Consider the following 20,613-nt stretch of genomic DNA (forward strand, 5'->3'; position numbering starts at 1 on the left):
CCGACCCCGTGGAGAGTCCCCCTCACCCCGACCCGGCGTCCGCAAGCGGGGCGAGGGAGAAGAGACTCACGCCAGCGCGCTCTTCAAATCGAAGCTCTCGTCCGCCGCCTGCTCCGGCGTGATCGAACGGTCCATGGCCTGCAGCCGGCGTCCGAACATGTGATCGCCGGCACGGTTGATGGATTCGATGCCGAGCAGCCTGTCGCCGTGATAGCAGAACGCGGAAAACGCCTTCTTGGCGGGATCGCCGCGCAGCACGACGCGGTCGTAGCCGGTGGTGAGGCCGGCGATCTGGAGCTTGTCGTCGCCCTGGTCGCTCCAGAACCAGGGATGGCTGTCGTACGGCTTCTTGTCGCCGGTCAGCCGCGCCGCGAGGCAGCGGGCATGGTCGGTGGCGTTCTGCACCGATTCCAGCCGCAGCGAGCCGCCGAAGCGGGGGCTCGCGAACAGCGCGCAATCGCCGATCGCCGAGATGTCAGGATCAGCCGTCGACAGATATTCGTCGACGACGATGCCGGCTGCGACAGGGAGCCCCGCCTCCGCCGCGAGCTCGATATTCGGCAGCACGCCGACACCGACCACGACGAGGTCGGCCGGCAGATGCCTTCCGTCGCTCAAGGAGACGCCGGTGACCCTGCCGCCTTCCGCTTCGATGGAGGTTGCCTGCACGCCGAGATGGATCCGGATGCCGGCCTCGCGATGGCGCGCCTGGAAATACTCGGAGACCTCAGCCGTCACCGCGCGCGCCATCACGCGCGGGGCGAGCTCGAGCACGTCGACCTCGAGCCCCTTGATCCGCGCCGTGGAGGCGAATTCGAGGCCGATGAAGCCGGCGCCGATGATCACGGCACGCTTCTTCGACGGCATGATGTGCCTGAGCGACTCGCTGTCGTCGAGGATGCGCAGATATTTCACGTCGGGCAGATTGGCGTTGGGCAGATCGAGCAGCCGGTTGCGCGCGCCGGTGGCCAGCACGAGGTGGCCGTAAGGCAGCGTCTCGCCGGACGCGAGAAGCACCTTGTGCCCGGCGCGTTCGATCGATACGGCGCGCCCCGAGATCAGCTCGATCTTCTGGTCCTGGTAGAATTTTTCGGGGCGGAACATCAGGCTCTCCGGGCCGGCCGAGCCCTTGATGTAGCCCTTGGACAGCGGCGGCCGCTGATAGGGCAGATGCGCCTCGTCATTGATCAGGCAGACGCGGTCGGAGAAACCCGCCTGGCGCAGGGATGCTGCGACCTGGTAACCGCCATGGCCGGCACCGACGATGATCACCGGACCGCCCGTCATTGGAGCAGCCCACTTCCGGAGACACGAGCGTGACCCATGTCGTCTCCTCTCTCGCTGATTTTGGTTTGCTGGCCTTCGAGGAGCCGGCGCTCGTGTCCGTCCCTTGGCGAAGGCGGGTCCATTTGAGCCTATCGTTCCGCCCGGCGCAAGAGCGGCGGCCGGGGATTGTCACCCCTCGCCTTCTGCGATTTAGTTGCAGCAACGAACCTCACGCCGGGGATATTCCAGATGCCAGCTCCCGTCTCAAAGCCCGACGATCCCGCCCTGCTGCGGATCGATGGCCCGATTGCAACCATCACGCTCAACCGCCCCACAGCGTTCAACTCGATCAACCTTCCGATCGCGCAGAAGCTCGAGCAGCTCGCGGCCTATATCGAAGACGACGATTCCATCAGGGTCTTGGTGCTCGAGGGCGAAGGCCGGGCCTTCTCCGCCGGCGGCGATCTGCAGACGATTGGCGCAGCGGCCGAAGCAGGCACGGTGACGCCCGTCGTCGGCGAGCTGCTCAAGCACTATCACGCCTTCATCGAGATCATCAGGCGCATGCCGAAGATCTCGCTGTCCAGCGTGCACGGCTCGGCCGCCGGCGCCGGCATGGGCCTCGCCTTCGTCACCGATCTCTGCATCGCCGCTGACGATGCCAAGTTCACGCCGGCCTATGCCAAGATCGGGGTGTCGCCGGACGGCGGCTCCACGGTCGGCATCGTCGGCACGGTCGGCTCGCGCCGCGCGCTGCAGGTCTTTCTCGCCGAGGACAATTTCACCGCGCAGCAGGCCCATGAATGGGGCCTCGTCGCCAGGATCGTTCCCGCGACCGAGCTGAAGGCGGCGACGCGGCAACTTGCCGAGCGGCTGGCGCAGAACCCGCCGGCGGCGATCGCCGGCACCAAGCAGCTGGTCTACCAGGCCGCCACCACGCCCGTAAAACAGCAGCTCGACGCCGAGGAGCACAAGATCATCATGGCGATGAACACGGAGGCGTTCCGCACCGCCGTGAAGAAGTTCACGAGCAAGTCGAAGTGACGACGCCCGCACGCACGTTCTACGGCCTGCGTCACGGCGCGACCGACTGGAATCGCGAGGGGCGATTCCAGGGCCGCACCGACAATCCGCTGAACGAGGACGGCCTGCGGCAGGCGCACGAAGCCGTGGAGATGCTGCGCGGCGCCGGCATCAGCCGCATCGTCGCAAGCCCCCTGGTGCGCGCGGCGCGAACGGCCGAGATCATCGCGGACGCGATCTCGGTGCCGCTCGCGATCGACGAAGGCATCATCGAATTCGACTTCGGCAGCTTCGAGGGCCTGCCCGTCCGCGACCTCATGATCAAGCACGGCGTCAGCTCGGCGACCGGCCTCGTCTCGATCCTGCCGGCCGACGGCGAGAGCTGGGACGCCATGACGAAACGGTCGCTCGTCTGCGTTTCCGCCTGGCTCGACCGTCATCCCGACGATGAGCTCCTGTTCGTCTGCCACGACGCCGTGATGCAGGGCATGGCGAACGCGTTGTGCGGCAGCTATTTCAAGAACAGCCATGGCATGCCGTTCCGTTACGTGCGCGAGCAGCCGCAATGGCGTGTCGAGCAGGTCGCTATTGCGGACAGATATAGCCCGTCCCCGCCGGCGACTTGAAGCAGCCGACCGATTCGGGGAGCACGTGCCGCGGCAGCCACAGCACCACGCTCGGGAAATAGATCGCGAACGCGATGGTGGTGAAGAAGACCACGTAGATCGGCAGTGCCGCTCGTAGCGCCCTGGCAAAGCTGATGCCGACGAATTTCGAGGCCATCAGCAGGACGAGCCCGTAGGGCGGCGTGATCAGGCCGAAGGCGAGCGTTGCGATCAGCACCACGCCCATATGGACACCGTTGATGTCGCCGGCCTCCGTCAGCGCGTTGACCAGCGGCATGAAGATGATGATGGTCGGGACCGGCTCGATGAAGTCGCCGACCACGGTGAACAGCAGCACCATCAGCAGCATGATCAGATGCGGATCGTTGCCGGCAATGGACGTGATCCACTCGGCGATATAGGTCGCGCCCCGCAAATAGGCGAGCATCCAGCCGAAGGCATTGGCGGCGCCGATCGTGATCAGCGGCAGCGAGAAGATCAGGCCGGCGAGGCAGAAATCGTACGGGATCTTCCTGATGTGGCCGCGGTTGAGCGCGGGGATCACGACCAGGATGATCCAGGCCACGGCAACGACGCCGGCCTCTGTCGGCGTGAACCAGCCGGTGAGGATGCCCCCCAGCAGGATCACCGGGATCATCAGCGGCAGGGCCGCGTCGCCCGCCGCGAACACCACCTGCCGCAGCGGTGCGCGCGGCTTGCGCAGGCCGGACGGGCCAAAGAAATAGCAGTAGATCATCAGGCCGAAGCCGATCATCAGGCCGGGCACGACGCCCGCCATGAACAGGCCGGCGATCGAGACGTTGCCGACCGCGCCGTACACCACGGCCGTGATGCTCGGCGGCACCAGCGCCGCGATGGTCGAGGCGGAGGCGATGATCGCGGCGATGAAGGCGGGCTCATAGCCCTCCCGCTTCATCGGGCCACCGAGCGCGCGGCTCATCACTGCGACGTCGGCGGTGGTCGAACCCGACATTTCCGAGAAGAACATGCTGAAGACGACCACGACCTGCGACAGCCCGCCCCTGATATGCCCGACCAGCGACACCGAAAGATTGGCTATTCGTACCACCACGTTGGCCGAGCTCATGAGTTCTCCAACCAGGAGGAAGAACGGAATGGCCAGCAGCGCCTCGGAATCGACGCCGTCGAAAATCTTCTGGATGATGGCGGCGAGCGACACATCGGACAGGATCGCGCCGATGAAGACTCCCGCCATCAGCGAGAACGGCACGGGCACGCCGAGATAGCCGAACGACAGGAAGCAGATCGACATCAACGCCAGGACGACAGGTGCGCTCACGGCTGCGCCCTCATCTGCGCCTCGGTGACAACGGGTGCTCCGTCCTCCTCAGGCGGCTCGGGATGGTCAAAGCCTTTGCGCAGGCCATTGACGAGCTGCTCGATGGTGAACAGACAGATCAGCACGCCCGAGAGCGGGATGATTGCGTAGAGCGACGCGATCGGTGTTCCCGACGGCAGACGGAAGCTGCCGAAACCGCGCAGATAGTTCTGGTAGCCGTACCAGATCAGGCAGAAAGCGACGCCGAGCACGACGAGGCGGATGATCACCTCAACGATCAGCCGTGGCGTGCCGTGCATCGCCTCGGAGATCGCGGTGAGATAGAGGTGGTCGTTGCGCCGGGTCGCGGCCGCCGTGCCGATGAAGATCGCGTAGATGAACAGCGTCGAGGTGACCTCCTGGAGCCACAGCCAGGGATGGCCGATGGTGCGCGTCACGATGTCGGCGGTCACCGACAGCGAGAAGCCGAAGCAGAGCAGGCCGCAAAGGATCATCAACGCAAGCTCGAGCCAATCGAACGCGCGCCATTTCAGGTGGCGCTGGCGTTGAACGAGCAGTTTGTCGGCGATGGCCATCAATATCCCCATCGTTCCAAAGCTATCGGGATGCGACAGCTGGGAAGCTGCCGATCGTACTCGGCCTGCATGGTTCGAGACGCCCGCTTTGGCGGGCTCCTCACCATGAGGTTCTAAAATCTCGCCGCGAAACGCGACCTCATCCTGAGGGCCCGCCGCAAGGCGGGCGTCTCGAAGGATGGCCGCGGGCGCTCTAGTTGATCGACCGGATCAAATTCTTGATCTTCTCGGCGTGCGGGCCGAGATCCTTGGCGAGCTTGTCGAGATAGGGATCGGCGATCGCCGTGAAGCTCTTCTTGTCGACGTTGTCGACGATCTTCACGCCCATCTTCTTCAGCTTGTCGGCCGCGGTGCGCTCCAGCTCGAACGCCTTGGCCGGCTCCTTGGAGCTGATCTCGTTGGCCGCGGTCTGCACCCAGCCCTTCTGCTCGGCCGAGAGGCTCTGCCAGAGCTTGTCGGAGATGAACACCAGCGCGTTGTTGGCTTCGTGCTCGGTGATGTTGAGGACGGGGGCGACCTCGTAATGCTTGTTGACGAGGTAGACGTTGATGCTGTTCTCGGCGACGTCGACCACGCCGGTCTGCAGGCTGGTGTAGACGCTGCCGAACGGCATATGCACGGTCTGGGCGCCGTAAGCCGGGAACATGGTGTCCTCGGTCGCGGTCGCCTGCACGCGGACCTTCAGGCCCTTGATGTCGCCGACATTATGGATCTCCTTCTTGGAGTACATGTGGCGCACCCCCTGCGAGCCGGTCGCGATGACGTGCAGGCCCTGCGTGGTCTCGTCGATCATGGTCTTGAGCGCCTCGAACACGCGCGGGTCGGCGAGGCCCTTGATGACGTGGTTCTCGTCGCGGAACAGGAAATGCAGCGACATCACGCCGGCCTGCGGCGAGATCGTCGCGGTGTTGGCGGAGGAGATGATGGCGAACTCGACGTCACCGGCCTTCACCAGCTGGAGCACCTGCGGCTCCTGGCCGAGCTGCGCGCCGGGATACTGGTCGATGATCATGGTGCCTTTGCTCAGTTCCTTGAGCTTCTCGGCGAACAGGTCACCCGCGATGGAATAGCCGGTGTTGCGCGGCTGGTCATAGGCGAAGCGATAATGCTTCACCTCCTGCGCCCCCGCTCCCGTGACGAACAGCACGGCGGCCGCAGCCGCCAACCCATGTAGGAATCTTGGCGTGGATCGCGCAATCATCGTTTCCCCCTGTTTTATCGCCCGCCGCTTGTGCGGTCTGAGCGTTCGCTTGCTATCAGCCCTTCTCGGTCTTCCCAGTCCTCTGCATGAAGTCGAAATCGCAGCCCTCATCGGCCTGCATGATGGTCTCGTTGAACAGCCAGGCGTAGCCTCGCCGCGTCTCCTCGGGGGCGGCGGCCGGCTTCAAGGCGGCGCGCCGACGCTCCAGCTCGGCGGGGCCGACCAGCAGCTCGATGCTGCGCTTGGCAACATCGAGGCTGATCATGTCGCCGTTCCTCACCAGCGCCAGCGGCCCGCCGACGGCGGATTCCGGGGTGATGTGCAGCACGATGGTGCCGAAGGCGGTCCCGCTCATGCGCGCGTCGGAAATGCGCACCATGTCCTTGGTGCCGCCGCGCGCGAGCTTCTTCGGGATCGGCAGATAGCCCGCCTCGGGCATGCCGGGCGCGCCCTTCGGGCCGGCATTGCGCAGCACCAGCACGTCGTCGGCGGTGACGTCGAGATCGGGATCGTCGACCCGCAACGTCATGTCCTCGACGGATTCGAACACCACCGCGCGCCCGGTATGCTGCAACAGCTTCGGGCTCGCGGCCGACTGCTTGATGACCGCGCCGCGCGGGGCGAGATTGCCGTGGAGGATGGCGAGGCCGCCTTCCTTCTTGATCGGATTGTCGCGCGGACGGATGGCGTCCTGGCCGGGCACGTCCTCGGCATTTGCCGCGACGTCGCGCAGCGTCTGGCCGGTGATGGTCTTCGCATCGAGATCGATGAGATCGCCGAGCTGCGCCAGCAATTTCGGCACGCCACCGGCGTGATGGAAATGCTCCATGTAGTGCTCGCCTGATGGCTTGAGGTCGACCAGCACCGGCACCTCGCGGCCGATCCGGTCGAACGCTTCGAGGTCGAGCCGATGCGGCGAGCGATGCGCCATCGCGGTCAGATGGATCAGGCCGTTGGTCGAGCCGCCGATGGCCTGGAGCACGACTTGTGCGTTCCTGAAGGACGCCGGCGTCAGGAGCTCGCTCGGCTTCGGACCATTGGTCTTGGCCATCTCGGCGGCAACCTTGCCGCTGGCCTCCGCAAGTCGGAACCGCTCGGCATGCGGCGCAGGGATCGTCGCACTCATGGGCAGCGACAGTCCCATGGCCTCGATCATGCAGGCCATGGTCGAGGCCGTGCCCATCACCATGCAGGTGCCGACGGACGGCGCGAGACGCCCATTCACCGCCTCGATCTCGGCATCGTCCATGTCGCCGGCGCGATATTTTGCCCACAGCCTGCGGCAGTCGGTGCAGGCGCCCAGCACCTCACCCTTGTGATGGCCGACCACCATGGGTCCGACGGGGATGACCACGGTCGGCAGGTCTGCGCTGATCGCAGCCATCACCTGTGCGGGAAGAGTCTTGTCGCAGCCGCCGATCACGATCACCGCATCCATCGGCTGGGCGCGGATCATCTCCTCGGTGTCCATCGCCATCAGATTGCGCAGATACATCGAGGTCGGATGCGCAAAGCTCTCGGCAATCGAGATGGTCGGGAACACGAACGGCATGGCGCCCGACAGCATCACGCCGCGCTTGGCGGCTTCGATGATCTCAGGGACGTTGCCGTGGCAGGGATTGTAGTCGCTATAGGTATTGGTGATGCCGACGATCGGGCGCTCCAGCGCGTCGTCGGAATAGCCCATCGCCTTGATGAACGCCTTGCGCAGGAACAGCGAGAAGCCGGCATCGCCGTAGCTGGTCAGACCCTTGCGCAAGCCACTCGTCATCACGTCACTCCTGAAGTTGCCATTGTGGTACAGCCTGCGCCCTGATTGTCAATAAGACAGGCAAAAGCCCAGCAGTTTTCTGGATCGCTGCCCTTCCAAACTGCCAGATTATTGACAATCCTCACCTTCCCTGCTCCACAGTCGGGACCGGCTGGAAGCCGGGAGGCCGAGGGCATGTCCGACATCCGCACCGCAGACGCCATGACGGTCCGGCGCGACGATCCGGACGACGTCGTCGCGCGACTGGAGGAGGACATCATCTTCGGCCGCCTCGCGCCCGGCGCGCGCCTTACCGAGGACGCGCTGATGTCGCGCTACGGCACCTCCAGGCACTTCGTGCGGCAGGCGCTGGTGGATGCGGAGCGGCGTGGCATCGTCCGGCGCGAGAAGAATGTCGGCGCCACCGTGCGGTTCTACTCGGCCGAGGAGGTGCGGCAGATCTACGAGGTCAGGGAGATGCTGACCCGGCAGGCCGCGCTGATGATCCCCCTGCCTGCCCCGCAAGGCCTGATCGACGAGCTGAGCGCGCTGCAACGGCAATATTGCGCCAGGGCTGACGTGCAGGATCTGCGCGGCATCCATGAGGCCAACGACGCCTTCCACCTCGCGCTGTTCTCGGCCTGCGGCAATCCCTACCTGGTGCGCTCGCTGCAGGACTACATGAACCTGACGCTGCCGATGCGCGCAAAAAACCTCGCCGACCGTGAGGGCCTCGCGCAATCGCGGCGCCAGCACGAGCTGATGATCGAGCTGTTGAAGGGCCGCGACAGCTGGGCGCTGGCGCAGCTCTGCGTCGATCACATGCAGTTCAGCAAGTCGGATTATCTGGCGAGGATTGCAGGCGACAGCTAGGGCGCGGCCACTCCTTCGCCTCTCCCCGCTTGCGGCAGGGCTATCGCATATGAATCGTTGCGGCGGCCTGCGCGCACGCCGCGCCCTTCGAGACGGCGCTCATGCGCCTCCTCAGGATGAGCCTAATCGGCGTCAGTGCCCGTTGAAACCCCTGCCGCGCAACTCCGTCCCCATCCTGGGGAGCCCGCCTGAAGCGGGCGTCTCGAAGGATGGCCGCGGGAAAAGTCTTCAAATGCGATAGCCCTGCCGCTTGCGGGGAGAGGCCGGAATTTGCGAGAGCAAATTCCGGGTGAGCGGGACTCTCCGCGAGTCCAACTCTCACCGTCGCTGCGGAAACTTCCCCTCACCCCAACCCTCTCCCCGCAAGCGGGGCGAGGGAGCGTACCTGCGTTGCCGCCCCGCCGGTGCAGCAACAGGGCAACGTTGGCGGAATTCATCCAAGCAGACGAATATTCTTCTGGTAGATGACGCTCAATCACTCAACCGATTAACCGGTTGTTAGACGACTCTATCCCAAATGGCTTTTGAAAAACATAACAACCATGCCGGGTTCCATTGCCCGGAGCAATCACATGAATGTACCCGGTTTCCTGATCGCAGTGGCCTTTGGCGGAGCATTCTTCGCCGCGGAGTATGCGTGGTACTACCAACCCGCTTTCCTCGACCCGGACGTCCTGTTCAGCACGTTCTCCTCGGAACATTCGAAAGCGCGCGCAGCCGTCAAACATGTGCTGATCGACCCGGCCTCGGCCAAATTCAGCGCATTGCATTCAGTCGAGGCCGGCGCGGCGAGGTATGTTTGCGGCGGCGTCAAAGCCAGGGACACGTCCGGCCAGTTCATCGATGTCGCTTTCGTCTACACCGTGGCCATTGATTTTGCCCGCATCGATGACGATGGACGGATCACGCATCAGCGCTCGGGATACCGACCTTGCCCCACCGAGGAGGACAAGGTCGCGCAGCAGCGGCCGGGCGTGTCACCCGGCGTGGCGGCGGTCGTCAAAACCGTTCAGAAAGTCGCGCCCGACGTGCAGACGTCGGTTGCCGCCGGCCTGACGATGCCTGGAGGCTCGGCGGGCGGATCGTCGTCCGGTGGCACGATAAAGCAGCAGGTCCGCGAACTCGCCGCAAAGACCTCGCCTGATGCCGCAAATGGACGGAGGTCAAATCCGGCCGCGGCCCGCGGGGCTGCCAGGGTGAAGGAGAGTGAGTGGCAAGCCGATCGGCCTCCGGCCGCCTGGCCCACATTCCCTCCGGATCACGCATTGGCGCGATCAACCCTGAAACGAACTCCGTCCGAAGCACTGGCCCTGGCGAAGGACGTCGAGGACCGCTGGAAGAAGGCGGAGTCATCGGCGGGCAGCTCGATGCGTCCTTCGCCGGAAGAGATCAACGAGGCCTGCCGCGCGCTGCTCACGATCGATTCCAGGGACGCCGACTATCCAAAAGCGTGGGCCGCCTTCACGCGACTGCAAAAGATAAGTCAGGACATGGCCCGCGGCTGATGTCGCGCAAGTCCGTTCAGTACCGTCTCAGCAGGCCGCGCGCCACGCTGGTCTCGCCATGATCGGCGCAGGCCCGTGTCGGGTTCCTGATCAAGTCCGTCCGGACCTGCCGGAATGTTCTTCTGGCTGCCTCGGCCACCTCGGGGCGGTATTTTCCGGGATCGTAGCTCTCGCCATCAAAGGCCTTGATGGCCGCAGCATAGGCGTCGATCATCGCCATCGCCGCATCGGGGCTGCCCAGAAGCCGGGCGCCGAGTTGAACGCTGCCGCTGCCGTCGACCTGATAGCCCGTGCATCGCTGCTCCAGCACCGCGGATGCGGTGACGAGCTGGTCGAGAAACGTCGCTTCGGCCTCGCTGAGAGCTGCGGCTTGCGCCGGCCCTGGCACGATCATCGCGAGCAGTGCGACAGCGGGCAACTTGATTTTCATGCTCAGCCGATCATGTGGACCGATCAGGCGCGCCCCTGACGGCCTATGACAAGGCCGTACACAAACAGGAGGATGATGGCGCCGACCACGCTTCCGATGAAGCCGGCGCCCTCTCCGAACCGGTACCATCCCACGGCCTGACCGAGCCATGTCGCGACGAAGGCGCCGACAATGCCCAGGACCGTGGTCAAGATGAAGCCCTTGGGCTCGGACTTGTCGCCGGGCATGATGAACTTCGCGACCAGTCCGACGAGAAATCCGATGATGATCGTCCAAAGGATGCCCATGTCCATGCTCCATCCGGTCAATTCGCACAATAAGGTCTGAACGAATACGTGATCGTTTGGATGGGCCAGACGATCCCCCGAACGACGTTGATCTAGATCAATGGGAAGACGCGGCCGGCTAGCTGCCACGAAACGAGCCGCATATATCCGAGACGGAACGCCGCTTGCCCCAGCGCGTTGGAAGCCTCGAGATTCGTCCATCGTCTTTCGGACGCACGGTGAGGATTCATCGGGCATGTCAGCCCGAGAAGGGTTGGCTGCCGCGCCGGTTTGAACAATGAGGGTCTGCGGAGCAATGCGGGCCGGTTTGTTCATCGCATTGATTGCAGCGGCCTGGCTCGGCGGACAGGCCCGGGAGTCACTCGCACAAGCGCAATCTTCCGCTTCTCCGAGCGAATCCGGGAAAGCGTCTCCGCGAAAAGAAAGCGCCCCCAGGAAAGAAACGAGACGGCCGGCGGACCCGTTTACGGTGGGATTCTTGACCGGTACCCCGCAATGCACTGAATTCGCAATAGCTCAGGACATTGCGACCACACTCGCCAGCGGCCAAGAGACGGGCCCCCATGGCGAGGTCGCATTGCGAGTCCTGCCCATTGTGGGAAACGGCGGAGTCCGCAACGTCCTTGATGTGCTCACCCTCGCAGGTGCCGACGTGGCGATCGCGCCCGTCGTCCTGGCCGACCGGCTCCGGGAGACAAGAACCTTCGGAGATATCTCCGACAGGCTTACCTACATTGCCCCGCTCCATATCGAGGAGTTCCATCTTCTGGCGCGGCCGGAGATCGGAAGCCTGACGGAACTGACGGGAAAGAGAGTCAATCTCGGGGAGGACGGCAGTGCCAGCGCCGTTCTTGGCCGCGAAGTGCTGAACCGTCTGGGCGTCAAGATCAGCGAGTCGAACTTGGGACCCGAGGCCGCGCTGGAAGGCCTGAGAAAGGGAGATATCTCCGCCGCTCTGCTGGTCTCGGGAAAACCGATCAGCTTCCTGACGCAGGTCTCGCAACTCGATCGAATTCACCTGCTCCCCATCCCCTACTTCAAGGAGCTGCTGGAAAAAGATTATCTGCCATCGACGCTCCGTCATAACGACTACCCGAATATCATCGCCGCCGAAACAAGCGTCGACACGATCGCGATCAAATCCGCGCTTTTCGCCTACAATTGGCCGGGCGGCAGTGAGCGATTTCGGTTGCTGGAATTATTCGTCCGGACATTGTTCACGCGCTTTCCTGAATTTCTCGGCGATGCACATCATCCCAAATGGCACGAGGTGAACCTGGCCGCGCTGCTCCCCGGATGGCGACGGTTCGCACCGGCAGAGCGCTGGCTCCAGCAACAATCCGGCGGCGAAGCCGCGCTTCGCAAGGCGTTCGGCCGGTTTCTGGAGGGAAAGCCAACGGCCAATCCGCCAGACCGGGAAGAATTGTTCCGGGATTTCCTGCGCTGGCGAGAACGCAACCCGGGCAGGTGAGCTTGGCAAGCAAATCCGGCAGGAAAACCTCGGGAGATGTCGATGCGCAATGGTGTGGGGACAGCCCTGGTTGCGTTGCTCGCCTTGATCGGCGATGTGAGGCATCCCGCCGCCCAATTTGCTCCCTTCTTGCCGCCAGCGCCGCAGACGCTTGCACCGACCGCCACGCCACCGGCCGAGAAGGCCGAGCAAACCAGGGCAGCCCCTCACCGACGCAGCAAGGCGCACCGGAAGCGCGAAGTCGTTCGTCCACCGGCAAACCAACGGAAGGTCGCCGAAACGAACGGATATCGTCGGGTCAGCGATCTCGTGAACTTCCCGAAGTTCTTTCCGGGCCTCGGCATCATCTTCGTCAAGCCGGACACTTTGCCGCTGGGGCCCTTCCTGTGCTTCGATCGCAGGGATCGTCTGGTGGCGACCGTGTACATGGTCCCGATCAAGGACATTGACGACCACAAGTCATTGGATGGGGCGGGGTCAGCGACACCAGTTGATCACGTCAGCCTCTACTTCAACCCGGGTCACCCTGGCGTGGACGTGCCGCATTACCACGTGGTGCTCTGGCATGTGACCAGGAAACAGGAAGCGCGCGTTGCGAAATGAGGTGCGACAGCAAATGCGATCACGGGCCCCTAGCTTGTCCGACGAGTCACGGACGATCCGCGCCGGCGCTCGCGGAAATGCCTTGATACACGACAATTGCCAGCCTTGAGCCGCAAGCCGGCCGAGAAGGATCGGCCGCCACCCCCCTTGCGAAGTCTGAGGACGTCTCCGCCTCAGTGAGAGAAGACGCGCGTGCCGGAAATCCATGCCCGCGGGTTTCTGATGGGACTGGCCCCGATTTCCCAGCCCGCGCCACCCCACAGGGCGTCAACCACGCCGAGATCGCCCATGCCGTCACGGACAAAGAAGAGGTTTGGAACGGAGCCGGTCTGCAGCGCCCCGCTCTCGCCGTTGGCCTGCAGCTTCAACAGACACCAGACATCGGCAAGCTTGCTCTCGGCGCGAGCGCCCAGCTCATCGACGATCTGCGCGGCATTTGCGGGATTGTTCAAGACATGCGTCTGCAGGGACGTGTCGTCCGTGGTTTCGACCTTGACGGCGAACCGGCGCGCGAAGGTCGCGCCGAGCCACGAAATTTTCACGCGCGCGGTCGGCGTAATGTCCTCCCTGAAATACTCGCTGGCAACGAAGGATTCGGTCCGGGGGATGGCGGCCGTCGACGGGGGATCGAGCGGTTCACCAGGCTTGTGCTTGAGCGAGCATTCGATCTTCGTACGCGGAGCGAGCGTGCCCGAGCTGGCGCCATCGGACTTCCTCTCGTCGGCGTACGCGCTGAGAACCGATGCCGCCAGAACAATTATGAGACATGAGTTGAGCGCTAAGCGCCGCATTGCTGGCGTCCTTGAATGACCGATTCAAGAACAAGGTAAACCGTAGATTGCAGCTGTAAATCGACGATTAGGTTTCTGGTTAAGCTTAAAGCAAGGAACTCATTTGAGAGAAATGCGAGCCATCTCCGGAACCATGTGCGCCCTTCCGGCACAGGGCGTGATAAAGCGATTCAAGCCGCTTTACTTGGCTGCCAGACGCGCGATCGCTTGACCGGCCGGAGGAACCTGCGAGCCCGGTTCGGATATCGGCTGCGGCGTGGCGCGGCAGCATCTTGCCTGTGCGCGCAGCGGATCGTTCCACATCCAGCGCACACTCCAGGCCGAATTGTGGGCGTACGCCGGGATGCGCCAGAACCAGATGGTTTCGTAGACACTGTCCCCGAAACGCTCCACGTCCGGGCGCGGCGTAGGCCAGGATACCGCCGCGACGAGAGCGACCGTCAACACCGCGGCCCCTGAGAGAACCATCTTGCGCATTTTGCTTTTCCGCAATCGCTAGAATGAAAAGGCAGTCACGTCCGCGCGTAGCAATGGATAGAAGAAACGCTCACGTGTTCCGACAATAGAACGCCTATTTCCGAAAACGGAAATCCGGAACTCTACGGTGTGAATTCAGTCGTTAGGCGGAGGGGCGGTTCAAACCTCCACCGTCGTAGCGATCATGCCCCTCTCCCGGCTCCGCAAGCTGAGCCGGAGGGCATTCCTTTAAACGTCGACGCTACCGCTTATTCCAGTCGATGATGCGGCTCGGGTCGGCGTCGAACTCCATGCTGCAGAACGTACCGCCCTGGAAATAATCGCCGACCGGATCCGGCTTCAGCTTGGCCTGCTCCGCCATCGCGTGCTCGCGGAAATCCTCGGCGCGCCCCGTTGGACGATAGCCGAACTCGTAGGCGCGGTGGTTGTCCCACCAGGCGCGCTCGTTGAGGGAAGCGCCGTAGAAGATTTCGAAATGGATGTCGGGATGCTCTAGCCCGATGCGGCAGAGCTGCACGAGGTCGTCCGGCTTGAGCCAGATCGAGAGCCGGCGCTGGTCGAGCGGCATGTCACCGAAATTGCCGATGCGCAGGCAAGTCACCTTCAGCCCGTGCTTGTCGGCGTAGAGCGCTCCGACGGCCTCGCCGAACACCTTGCTCACGCCGTAGCGCCCGTCCGGGCGCGGCGTGACGTCGGTGCCGATCTTGTGGTGACGCGGATAGAAGCCGACGGCATGGTTCGACGAGGCGAACACCACGCGCTTGACGCCCTTGCGGTACGCGGCCTCGAACAGATTGTAGCCGCCGATGATGTTGGCCTGGAGGATCTGCTCCCAGGTACCTTCAACCGAATAGCCGCCGAAATGGATGATACCATCGACCCCCTCGCAGATCGCCTCGCATTGCGCGAGATCGGCGAGGTCCGCCGCCTTGAATTTCTCGTTCGCGCCGAGATCGGCCGGCGGCTTGATGTCGGAGAGCAGGAGATCCGGGTAGATCGGCGGCAGCAGTCTTCGCAGGCTCGTGCCGATCCCACCCGAAGCTCCCGTCATCAAGATACGCGGCATGTCGTCCCTCGCCGTTGGTGACCGATTTGCGGTGACGTGTCTCTAATGATAGCAGGTTTGTCCAGAGGGAACGAAACGAGAGAACCGGCATGAATGAGGCATCGTCCCACACCCAGCAGCGGCCGGGCTGGCGGCCCGCGGGCTATTATCCCGATCCGGCGGTCCGTGCGCTCGATCCCCGTTTCGAAAAATACTGGCTGAAACTGTCGGCGGTGGAGCGGCTGGCGACTGGCCTGCGCTGGGCCGAGGGTCCGGTGTGGTTCGGCGACGGGCGCTATCTGCTCTGCAGCGACATTCCGAACCAGCGCATCATCAAATGGGAGGAGGAGACCGGCGCCGTCAGCGTATTCCGCAAGCCCTCCAACTTCGCCAACGGCAACACCAGGGATCGCCACGGCCGGCTGATCACCTGCGAGCATGGCGGGCGGCGCGTGGTGCGCACTGAATATGACGGCAGCATCACCGTGCTGATGGATCAATTCAACGGCAAGCGGTTGAACTCGCCGAACGATGTCGTTGTTAAATCGGACGGCTCGATCTGGTTCACCGATCCGACCTTCGGCCTGCTCGGCAATTACGAGGGCTACAAGGCCGAGCCCGAGATCGAGCCGAACGTCTACCGGCTCGATCCCCAGACGGGCAAGGCGACGATCGTCGCCGAGGGCGTGCTCGGCCCGAACGGGCTGTGCTTCTCGCCTGACGAGAAGATCCTCTACGTCGTTGAATCACGTGGCGTGCCGAACCGAAAAATCCTCGCCTATGACGTCTCGCCTGAGGGCACCACGATCTCGAACAAGCGCGTTCACATCGATGCCGGCCCCGGCACGCCCGACGGCATGCGCTGCGACATCGACGGCAATCTCTGGTGCGGCTGGGGCATGGGCGATCCCGAGCTTGACGGCGTCGTGGTGTTCGCGCCCGACGGCGTCATGATCGGCCGCATCGCGCTGCCCGAGCGCTGCGCGAATGTCTGCTTCGGCGGCGTCAAGCGCAACCGCCTGTTCATGGCGGCGAGCCAGTCGATCTACGCGCTGTATGTGAATACGCAGGGCGCGGTGGGAGGATAGGCGGTGGTCTCTCCTCCCGTCATTGCGAGGAACTCTTGCGACGAAGCAAAGAGACTCTGGATTGCTTCGCTTCGCTCGCAATGACGGCGGACACGTCGCTCACGCTCCTTTGCTTCCGCACGATGACGACAAAAACGCCGGAGCAGTTGCCCGCTCCGGCGCTTCGTTCGTTCAACCGCTAAGACTTACGCCGCGTTGAAGCCGGCGACCGCCTTCACCTCGAGAAAATCCTCGAGGCCGAACTTGCCCCACTCGCGGCCGTTGCCCGACTGCTTGTAGCCGCCGAACGGCGCGCTGCGGTCGTTGGGCACGCCCTGCAGGTTGACGTTGCCGGCACGGATCTGGCGGCCGACGCGCTTGGCGTCCTCGACCGTCGGGCCCGTGACATAACCGGCGAGACCATACGGCGTATCGTTGGCGATGCGCACGGCGTCCGCTTCGTCCTTGGCGCCGATGATGGTCAGCACCGGCCCAAAGATCTCCTCGCGAGCGATCGTCATGTCAGGGGTGACGTCGGCGAAGATGGTCGGACGGACATAGAAGCCCTTGTTGACGCCTTCGGGCAGGCCCGGGCCGCCGGCGACGAGGGTAGCGCCCTCGTCGATGCCCTTCTTGATCAGGCCCTGGATCTTGTCCCACTGGCCGCGGTTCACCACGGGGCCGATGGTGGTGCCTTCGGCGCGCGGATCGCCGGCCTTGGTCTTGTCGGCGACGGCCTTCGCGATCGCGGCGACTTCCTTCATCTTCGAGGCCGGCACGATCATGCGCGAGGGCGCATTGCAGGACTGGCCGGAGTTGTTGAACATGTGCATCACGCCGCCGGTCACCGCCTTGGTGAGGTCGGCGCCCTCGAGGATGACGTTCGGCGACTTGCCGCCGAGCTCCTGGCTGACGCGCTTCACGGTCGGCGCCGCGCGCTTGGCCACGTCGATGCCGGCGCGGGTCGAGCCGGTGAAGGAGATCATGTCGATATCAGGGTGCTCGCTCATGGCGGCGCCGACCTCGGGGCCGAGGCCGTTGACGAGGTTGAACACGCCCTTCGGCACGCCGGCTTCATGCAGGATTTCCGCGAAGATGAGCGCCGAGGTGGGCGTGAACTCCGACGGCTTCAGGATCATGGTGCAGCCGGCGGCGAGCGCAGGCGCGACCTTGCAGGCGATCTGGTTGAGCGGCCAGTTCCAGGGCGTGATCATGCCGACCACGCCGATCGGCTCGCGCAGCACCATGGCGGTGCCGACCGGCTCCTCGAAATGATAGTTCTTGAGCACGTCGAGCGTGGTCATGAGATGACCGAGGCCGGCACCGGCCTGCAGCTTTTCCGCCATCGGCAGCGGCGCGCCCATCTCGTCGGAGACGGCGGCGCCGATCTCCTTGATGCGGGTCTTGTAGACCTCGATGATCTTGGTGAGCAGCGCGACGCGCTCCTCGCGGCTGCTCTGGGAGAACGTTGCAAAGGCGCGCTTGGCGGCGGCAACGGCCTTGTCGACATCGGCCTTTGAGCCGAGCGCAACCTCGTACATCGCCTCTTCCGTCGCGGGATTGACCACGGCGGTGGACTTCTTGACGGCGGGATCGACCCAGGCGCCGTCGATGTAGAATTGCATGCGATTGACCATCGTTAACCTCTTCTTGGGGCTTGGAGGGGGCGTTTCGGCAGGCATCCTTGCACGAAAGCGCCGGCAATTGAACCCGCCATATGCGGGGCCAGCGTTGCGGCGGACGGAGGTTATATGAGCCGGTGGCGGGAACGAGGCAAGGTGGCGCCACAACCACAAGGCGGAGTTGGTTTGCCAAGGTGGCTACCAGCTGCGGTCCCAACACCCGCCGCGGGGTATGGGCCCCGGCCTTCGCCAGGGCGAACGAGGAGGTTACTTCCCACTACACCGCCATCTTCCGATGCAGCACCGGGGCGCCGGTGGTGAGGCTTTCGGCCGCATCGATGATGGCGTTGGCGTCGATGCCGTAGTGGCGATAGAGGTCCGCGATGCTGCCGGTCTGGCCGAACTGCTCGACGCCGAGCGCCTCGACGCGATGGCCGCGGACGCTGCCGAGCCAGCCGAGCGCGGATGGATGGCCGTCGATCACGGTCACGATGCCGCAGTCGCGCGGCAGCGGCGCCAGCAGCTTCTCGATGTGGCTGAGATGCTGCACGCCGCGGCGGTCCCGCCGCAATGTCCGTGCGGCGGTCCAGCCCGCATGCAGGCGATCCGCCGAGGTGATCGCGAGCAGGCCGACATCGCGGCGGCTTTCGCCGATGAAGCCGGTGGCTTCGATCGCTTCGGGCGCGACCGCGCCGGTATAGGCGATCACGACCTCGGCATTCGGGCCCGGCTTGCGCAGCCAGTAGGCGCCGTCGGTGATGCCCTGCTGCAGTTCGCCCGTCATGATCCGCTGCGCCTGCTCGATGCTGCGTGTGGACAGGCGCAGGTAAACGGAGCCGCCCTCGCCCGGCTCGCGCTGCATGTGCTGGAACCCCCAGCCCATGATCACGGCGAGTTCGTCGACGAAGGCCGGCTCGAACGAGGCGAGCCCATCCTGCGCCATGCCGATCAGGGGCGTTGCGATCGACTGGTGCGCGCCGCCCTCGGGCGCGAGCGTGATGCCGGACGGCGTCGCCGCCACCATGAAGCGCGCATCCTGGTAGCAGGCATAGTTCAGCGCATCGAGACCGCGCTCGATGAAGGGATCGTAGAGCGTGCCGACCGGCAGCAGCCGCGCGCCGTTGATCTGGTGCGACAGGCCGAGCGCCGAGAGCATGATGAACAGGTTCATCTCGGCGATGCCGAGCTCGAGATGCTGTCCCTTGGGCGAGGCGTCCCAGTTATAGGTGGAAGGAATTTTCTCGCTGCGGAATAAGTCCGCCTTCTCCGCGTTGGCGAACAGGCCGCGCCGGTTCACCCAGGGACCGAGATTCGTCGAGACGGTGACGTCGGGCGAGGTCGTGACGATGCGCTTTGCGAGTTCGCTCTCGCCGCGCGCGATCTCGTTCAGCACGAGGCCAAAACCCTGCTGGGTCGACATCTGCGGCGACGGCTTGAAGCTGAGCTGCGCGGGCACCTCGATGACAGGCGCGGTGAGACGGCGACCGTCCTGGTTGAACGGCACGCTTGCGAGAAAGGCATCGAGCTCGGCGGCGGATTGCGCGAGGCCCTCGTACTTGTCCCATTCGTGCCCGGGGCGGATGTTCTGGCTGTCGCGATATTTCTCCATCTGCGCGACCGTCATCAGGCCGGCATGGTTGTCCTTGTGACCCTGGAACGGCAGGCCGATGCCCTTGATGGTGTAGGCGATGAAGCAGACCGGGCGATCGTGGTCGATGGACCCGAACGCCTCCAGCATGCTCGCCATGTCGTGGCCGCCGAGATTCGACATCAGCGCCAGCAGCTCCTCGTCGCTGCGCTTGTCGATCAGCTTCGTGATCGGCCCCTGATCGCCGATCTCGTCATGCAGATGCTTGCGGAAGGCCGCGCCGCCCTGGAAGCACAGCGCCGCATAGAGCGCGTTCGGACAATTGTCGATCCAGCGCTTCAGCGCCTCGCCGCCGGGCTCCGCAAAGGCTTCACGCATCAGGCGGCCGTATTTCACGATGACGACGTCCCAGCCGAAATTGCGGAACATGGTCTCGAACTTTTCCCAGAGACCTTCGCGCACGACGGCATCGAGCGACTGGCGGTTGTAGTCGACCACCCACCAGGTGTTGCGCAGCCCGTGCTTCCAGCCTTCGGCCAGGGCTTCGAAGATGTTGCCCTCGTCCATCTCGGCGTCGCCGACGAGTGCGATCATCCGCCCCTCGCGGCGGTCCTTCATCCAGCCATGCGCCTTGACGTAGTCCTGCACCAGCGAGGCGAACAGCGTCTGCGCGACGCCGAGGCCGACCGAGCCGGTGGAGAAATCGACGTCGTCGACGTCCTTGGTGCGCGAGGGATAGGACTGCGCCCCCTTGAAGCCACGGAAATTCTCCAGCTTCTCGCGGCTCTGCCGGCCGAACAGATACTGGATGGCGTGGAACACCGGGCTCGCATGCGGCTTCACCGCGACGCGATCCTCGGGCCGCAGCACATGGAAATACAGCGCCGACATGATGGTCGCGAGCGAGGCGGACGAGGCCTGGTGGCCGCCGACCTTGAGTCCGTCCGCATTCGCGCGGATATGGTTGGCGTGGTGGATGGTCCAGGACGACAGCCACAGCGCCTTGCGGCTGAGGGCGGTCAATATGTCGAGGCGGGCGGAATCAACGGGCATGGCAATGCGCTCCCGGAAACAGGTTCTGGCGATGATACGCCGACCGCCGGCACCAAACTT

At 64.2% G+C, this 20,613-nt stretch carries 19 protein-coding genes; 7 read left to right on the forward strand and 12 right to left on the reverse strand.

Annotation, left to right across the window (positions count from 1 at the left end; translation table 11 throughout):
• Window positions 1-66: 66 nt before the first annotated feature.
• Window positions 67-1,287 carry an NAD(P)/FAD-dependent oxidoreductase gene (locus ACRQ5Q_RS30630; protein WP_439393685.1) on the reverse strand — a complete coding sequence of 407 codons (1,221 nt, stop codon included), beginning with the start codon at window positions 1,285-1,287 and terminating at the stop codon, window positions 67-69.
• A gap of 228 nt (window positions 1,288-1,515) precedes the next feature.
• Here ACRQ5Q_RS30630 and ACRQ5Q_RS30635 point away from each other — a divergent pair, with 228 nt between their 5' ends.
• Together ACRQ5Q_RS30635 and ACRQ5Q_RS30640 are read left to right on the forward strand one after the other, a co-directional pair.
• The gene (locus ACRQ5Q_RS30635; RefSeq protein WP_439374094.1) at window positions 1,516-2,310 is read left to right on the forward strand and encodes an enoyl-CoA hydratase/isomerase family protein; all 795 of its coding nucleotides are present in this window, start codon (window positions 1,516-1,518) and stop codon (window positions 2,308-2,310) included.
• Complete coding sequence (locus tag ACRQ5Q_RS30640) at window positions 2,307-2,915, forward strand: histidine phosphatase family protein (protein WP_439374093.1); 609 nt, start codon at window positions 2,307-2,309, stop codon at window positions 2,913-2,915. Before ACRQ5Q_RS30635 ends, ACRQ5Q_RS30640 begins: the two co-directional genes overlap by 4 nt.
• Here ACRQ5Q_RS30640 and ACRQ5Q_RS30645 read toward each other — a convergent pair.
• The 4 genes from ACRQ5Q_RS30645 to ACRQ5Q_RS30660 form a co-directional block, all read right to left on the reverse strand.
• Entirely contained in the window at window positions 2,875-4,215 is a 1,341-nt protein-coding gene (locus ACRQ5Q_RS30645) for a TRAP transporter large permease (RefSeq protein ID WP_439374092.1), read from the reverse strand. The two genes, ACRQ5Q_RS30640 and ACRQ5Q_RS30645, sit on opposite strands and share 41 nt — an antisense overlap.
• Window positions 4,212-4,790 (reverse strand): TRAP transporter small permease, encoded by a 579-nt coding sequence (locus ACRQ5Q_RS30650; RefSeq protein ID WP_439393687.1) that lies wholly within the window; start codon window positions 4,788-4,790, stop codon window positions 4,212-4,214. Before ACRQ5Q_RS30650 ends, ACRQ5Q_RS30645 begins: the two co-directional genes overlap by 4 nt.
• A 193-nt stretch (window positions 4,791-4,983) precedes the next feature.
• Entirely contained in the window at window positions 4,984-5,991 is a 1,008-nt protein-coding gene (locus ACRQ5Q_RS30655; protein WP_439374090.1) for a TRAP transporter substrate-binding protein, read from the reverse strand.
• 55 nt (window positions 5,992-6,046) lie between these two features.
• Window positions 6,047-7,762, reverse strand: a complete 1,716-nt coding sequence (locus tag ACRQ5Q_RS30660; RefSeq protein ID WP_439393689.1) for an IlvD/Edd family dehydratase — start codon at window positions 7,760-7,762, stop codon at window positions 6,047-6,049.
• 174 nt (window positions 7,763-7,936) lie between these two features.
• On the opposite strand from ACRQ5Q_RS30660, the gene ACRQ5Q_RS30665 reads away from it, so the two are divergent.
• Together ACRQ5Q_RS30665 and ACRQ5Q_RS30670 are read left to right on the forward strand one after the other, a co-directional pair.
• Window positions 7,937-8,614, forward strand: coding sequence for a GntR family transcriptional regulator (locus ACRQ5Q_RS30665; protein ID WP_439374088.1), 678 nt, complete (start codon window positions 7,937-7,939; stop codon window positions 8,612-8,614).
• Window positions 8,615-9,156: 542 nt separating this feature from the next.
• Window positions 9,157-10,119 carry a hypothetical protein gene (locus ACRQ5Q_RS30670; RefSeq protein ID WP_439393691.1) on the forward strand — a complete coding sequence of 321 codons (963 nt, stop codon included), beginning with the start codon at window positions 9,157-9,159 and terminating at the stop codon, window positions 10,117-10,119.
• A gap of 16 nt (window positions 10,120-10,135) precedes the next feature.
• On the opposite strand, the gene ACRQ5Q_RS30675 is transcribed toward ACRQ5Q_RS30670, so the two are convergent.
• Together ACRQ5Q_RS30675 and ACRQ5Q_RS30680 are read right to left on the reverse strand one after the other, a co-directional pair.
• Window positions 10,136-10,549: a hypothetical protein gene (locus ACRQ5Q_RS30675; protein ID WP_439393693.1), complete on the reverse strand. Its 414-nt coding sequence runs from the start codon at window positions 10,547-10,549 to the stop codon at window positions 10,136-10,138.
• Window positions 10,550-10,572: 23 nt separating this feature from the next.
• A complete protein-coding gene (locus tag ACRQ5Q_RS30680; RefSeq protein ID WP_439374085.1) occupies window positions 10,573-10,836 on the reverse strand; it encodes a GlsB/YeaQ/YmgE family stress response membrane protein in 264 nt (87 codons plus the stop codon).
• Window positions 10,837-11,305: 469 nt separating this feature from the next.
• On the opposite strand from ACRQ5Q_RS30680, the gene ACRQ5Q_RS30685 reads away from it, so the two are divergent.
• Together ACRQ5Q_RS30685 and ACRQ5Q_RS30690 are read left to right on the forward strand one after the other, a co-directional pair.
• On the forward strand, window positions 11,306-12,307 hold the full coding sequence (locus tag ACRQ5Q_RS30685) for a TAXI family TRAP transporter solute-binding subunit (protein WP_439399906.1): 1,002 nt from the start codon (window positions 11,306-11,308) through the stop codon (window positions 12,305-12,307).
• Between the two features lie 42 nt (window positions 12,308-12,349).
• On the forward strand, window positions 12,350-12,910 hold the full coding sequence (locus ACRQ5Q_RS30690; RefSeq protein WP_439393695.1) for a hypothetical protein: 561 nt from the start codon (window positions 12,350-12,352) through the stop codon (window positions 12,908-12,910).
• Between the two features lie 173 nt (window positions 12,911-13,083).
• Here ACRQ5Q_RS30690 and ACRQ5Q_RS30695 read toward each other — a convergent pair whose 3' ends face one another.
• The 3 genes from ACRQ5Q_RS30695 to ACRQ5Q_RS30705 all read right to left on the reverse strand — a co-directional run bounded on the left by ACRQ5Q_RS30695 (window position 13,084) and on the right by ACRQ5Q_RS30705 (window position 15,244).
• Complete coding sequence (locus tag ACRQ5Q_RS30695) at window positions 13,084-13,701, reverse strand: hypothetical protein (RefSeq protein WP_439374083.1); 618 nt, start codon at window positions 13,699-13,701, stop codon at window positions 13,084-13,086.
• 180 nt (window positions 13,702-13,881) lie between these two features.
• Window positions 13,882-14,178: a hypothetical protein gene (locus ACRQ5Q_RS30700; RefSeq protein WP_439393697.1), complete on the reverse strand. Its 297-nt coding sequence runs from the start codon at window positions 14,176-14,178 to the stop codon at window positions 13,882-13,884.
• A 241-nt stretch (window positions 14,179-14,419) separates the two neighbouring features.
• Complete coding sequence (locus ACRQ5Q_RS30705) at window positions 14,420-15,244, reverse strand: NAD-dependent epimerase/dehydratase family protein (protein WP_439393699.1); 825 nt, start codon at window positions 15,242-15,244, stop codon at window positions 14,420-14,422.
• Window positions 15,245-15,333: 89 nt separating this feature from the next.
• On the opposite strand from ACRQ5Q_RS30705, the gene ACRQ5Q_RS30710 reads away from it, so the two are divergent.
• Entirely contained in the window at window positions 15,334-16,311 is a 978-nt protein-coding gene (locus ACRQ5Q_RS30710; RefSeq protein ID WP_439374080.1) for an SMP-30/gluconolactonase/LRE family protein, read from the forward strand.
• A gap of 185 nt (window positions 16,312-16,496) precedes the next feature.
• Here ACRQ5Q_RS30710 and ACRQ5Q_RS30715 read toward each other — a convergent pair whose 3' ends face one another.
• Together ACRQ5Q_RS30715 and ACRQ5Q_RS30720 are read right to left on the reverse strand one after the other, a co-directional pair.
• Window positions 16,497-17,927 carry an aldehyde dehydrogenase family protein gene (locus ACRQ5Q_RS30715; RefSeq protein WP_439374079.1) on the reverse strand — a complete coding sequence of 477 codons (1,431 nt, stop codon included), beginning with the start codon at window positions 17,925-17,927 and terminating at the stop codon, window positions 16,497-16,499.
• 262 nt (window positions 17,928-18,189) lie between these two features.
• Window positions 18,190-20,553: a transketolase gene (locus ACRQ5Q_RS30720; RefSeq protein ID WP_439393701.1), complete on the reverse strand. Its 2,364-nt coding sequence runs from the start codon at window positions 20,551-20,553 to the stop codon at window positions 18,190-18,192.
• Between the last annotated feature and the right edge of the window lie 60 nt (window positions 20,554-20,613).

Origin of the sequence: Bradyrhizobium sp. PMVTL-01, assembly GCF_051861855.1 — a bacterium.
In the GTDB taxonomy this organism is placed as follows: Bacteria; Pseudomonadota; Alphaproteobacteria; order Rhizobiales; family Xanthobacteraceae; genus Bradyrhizobium.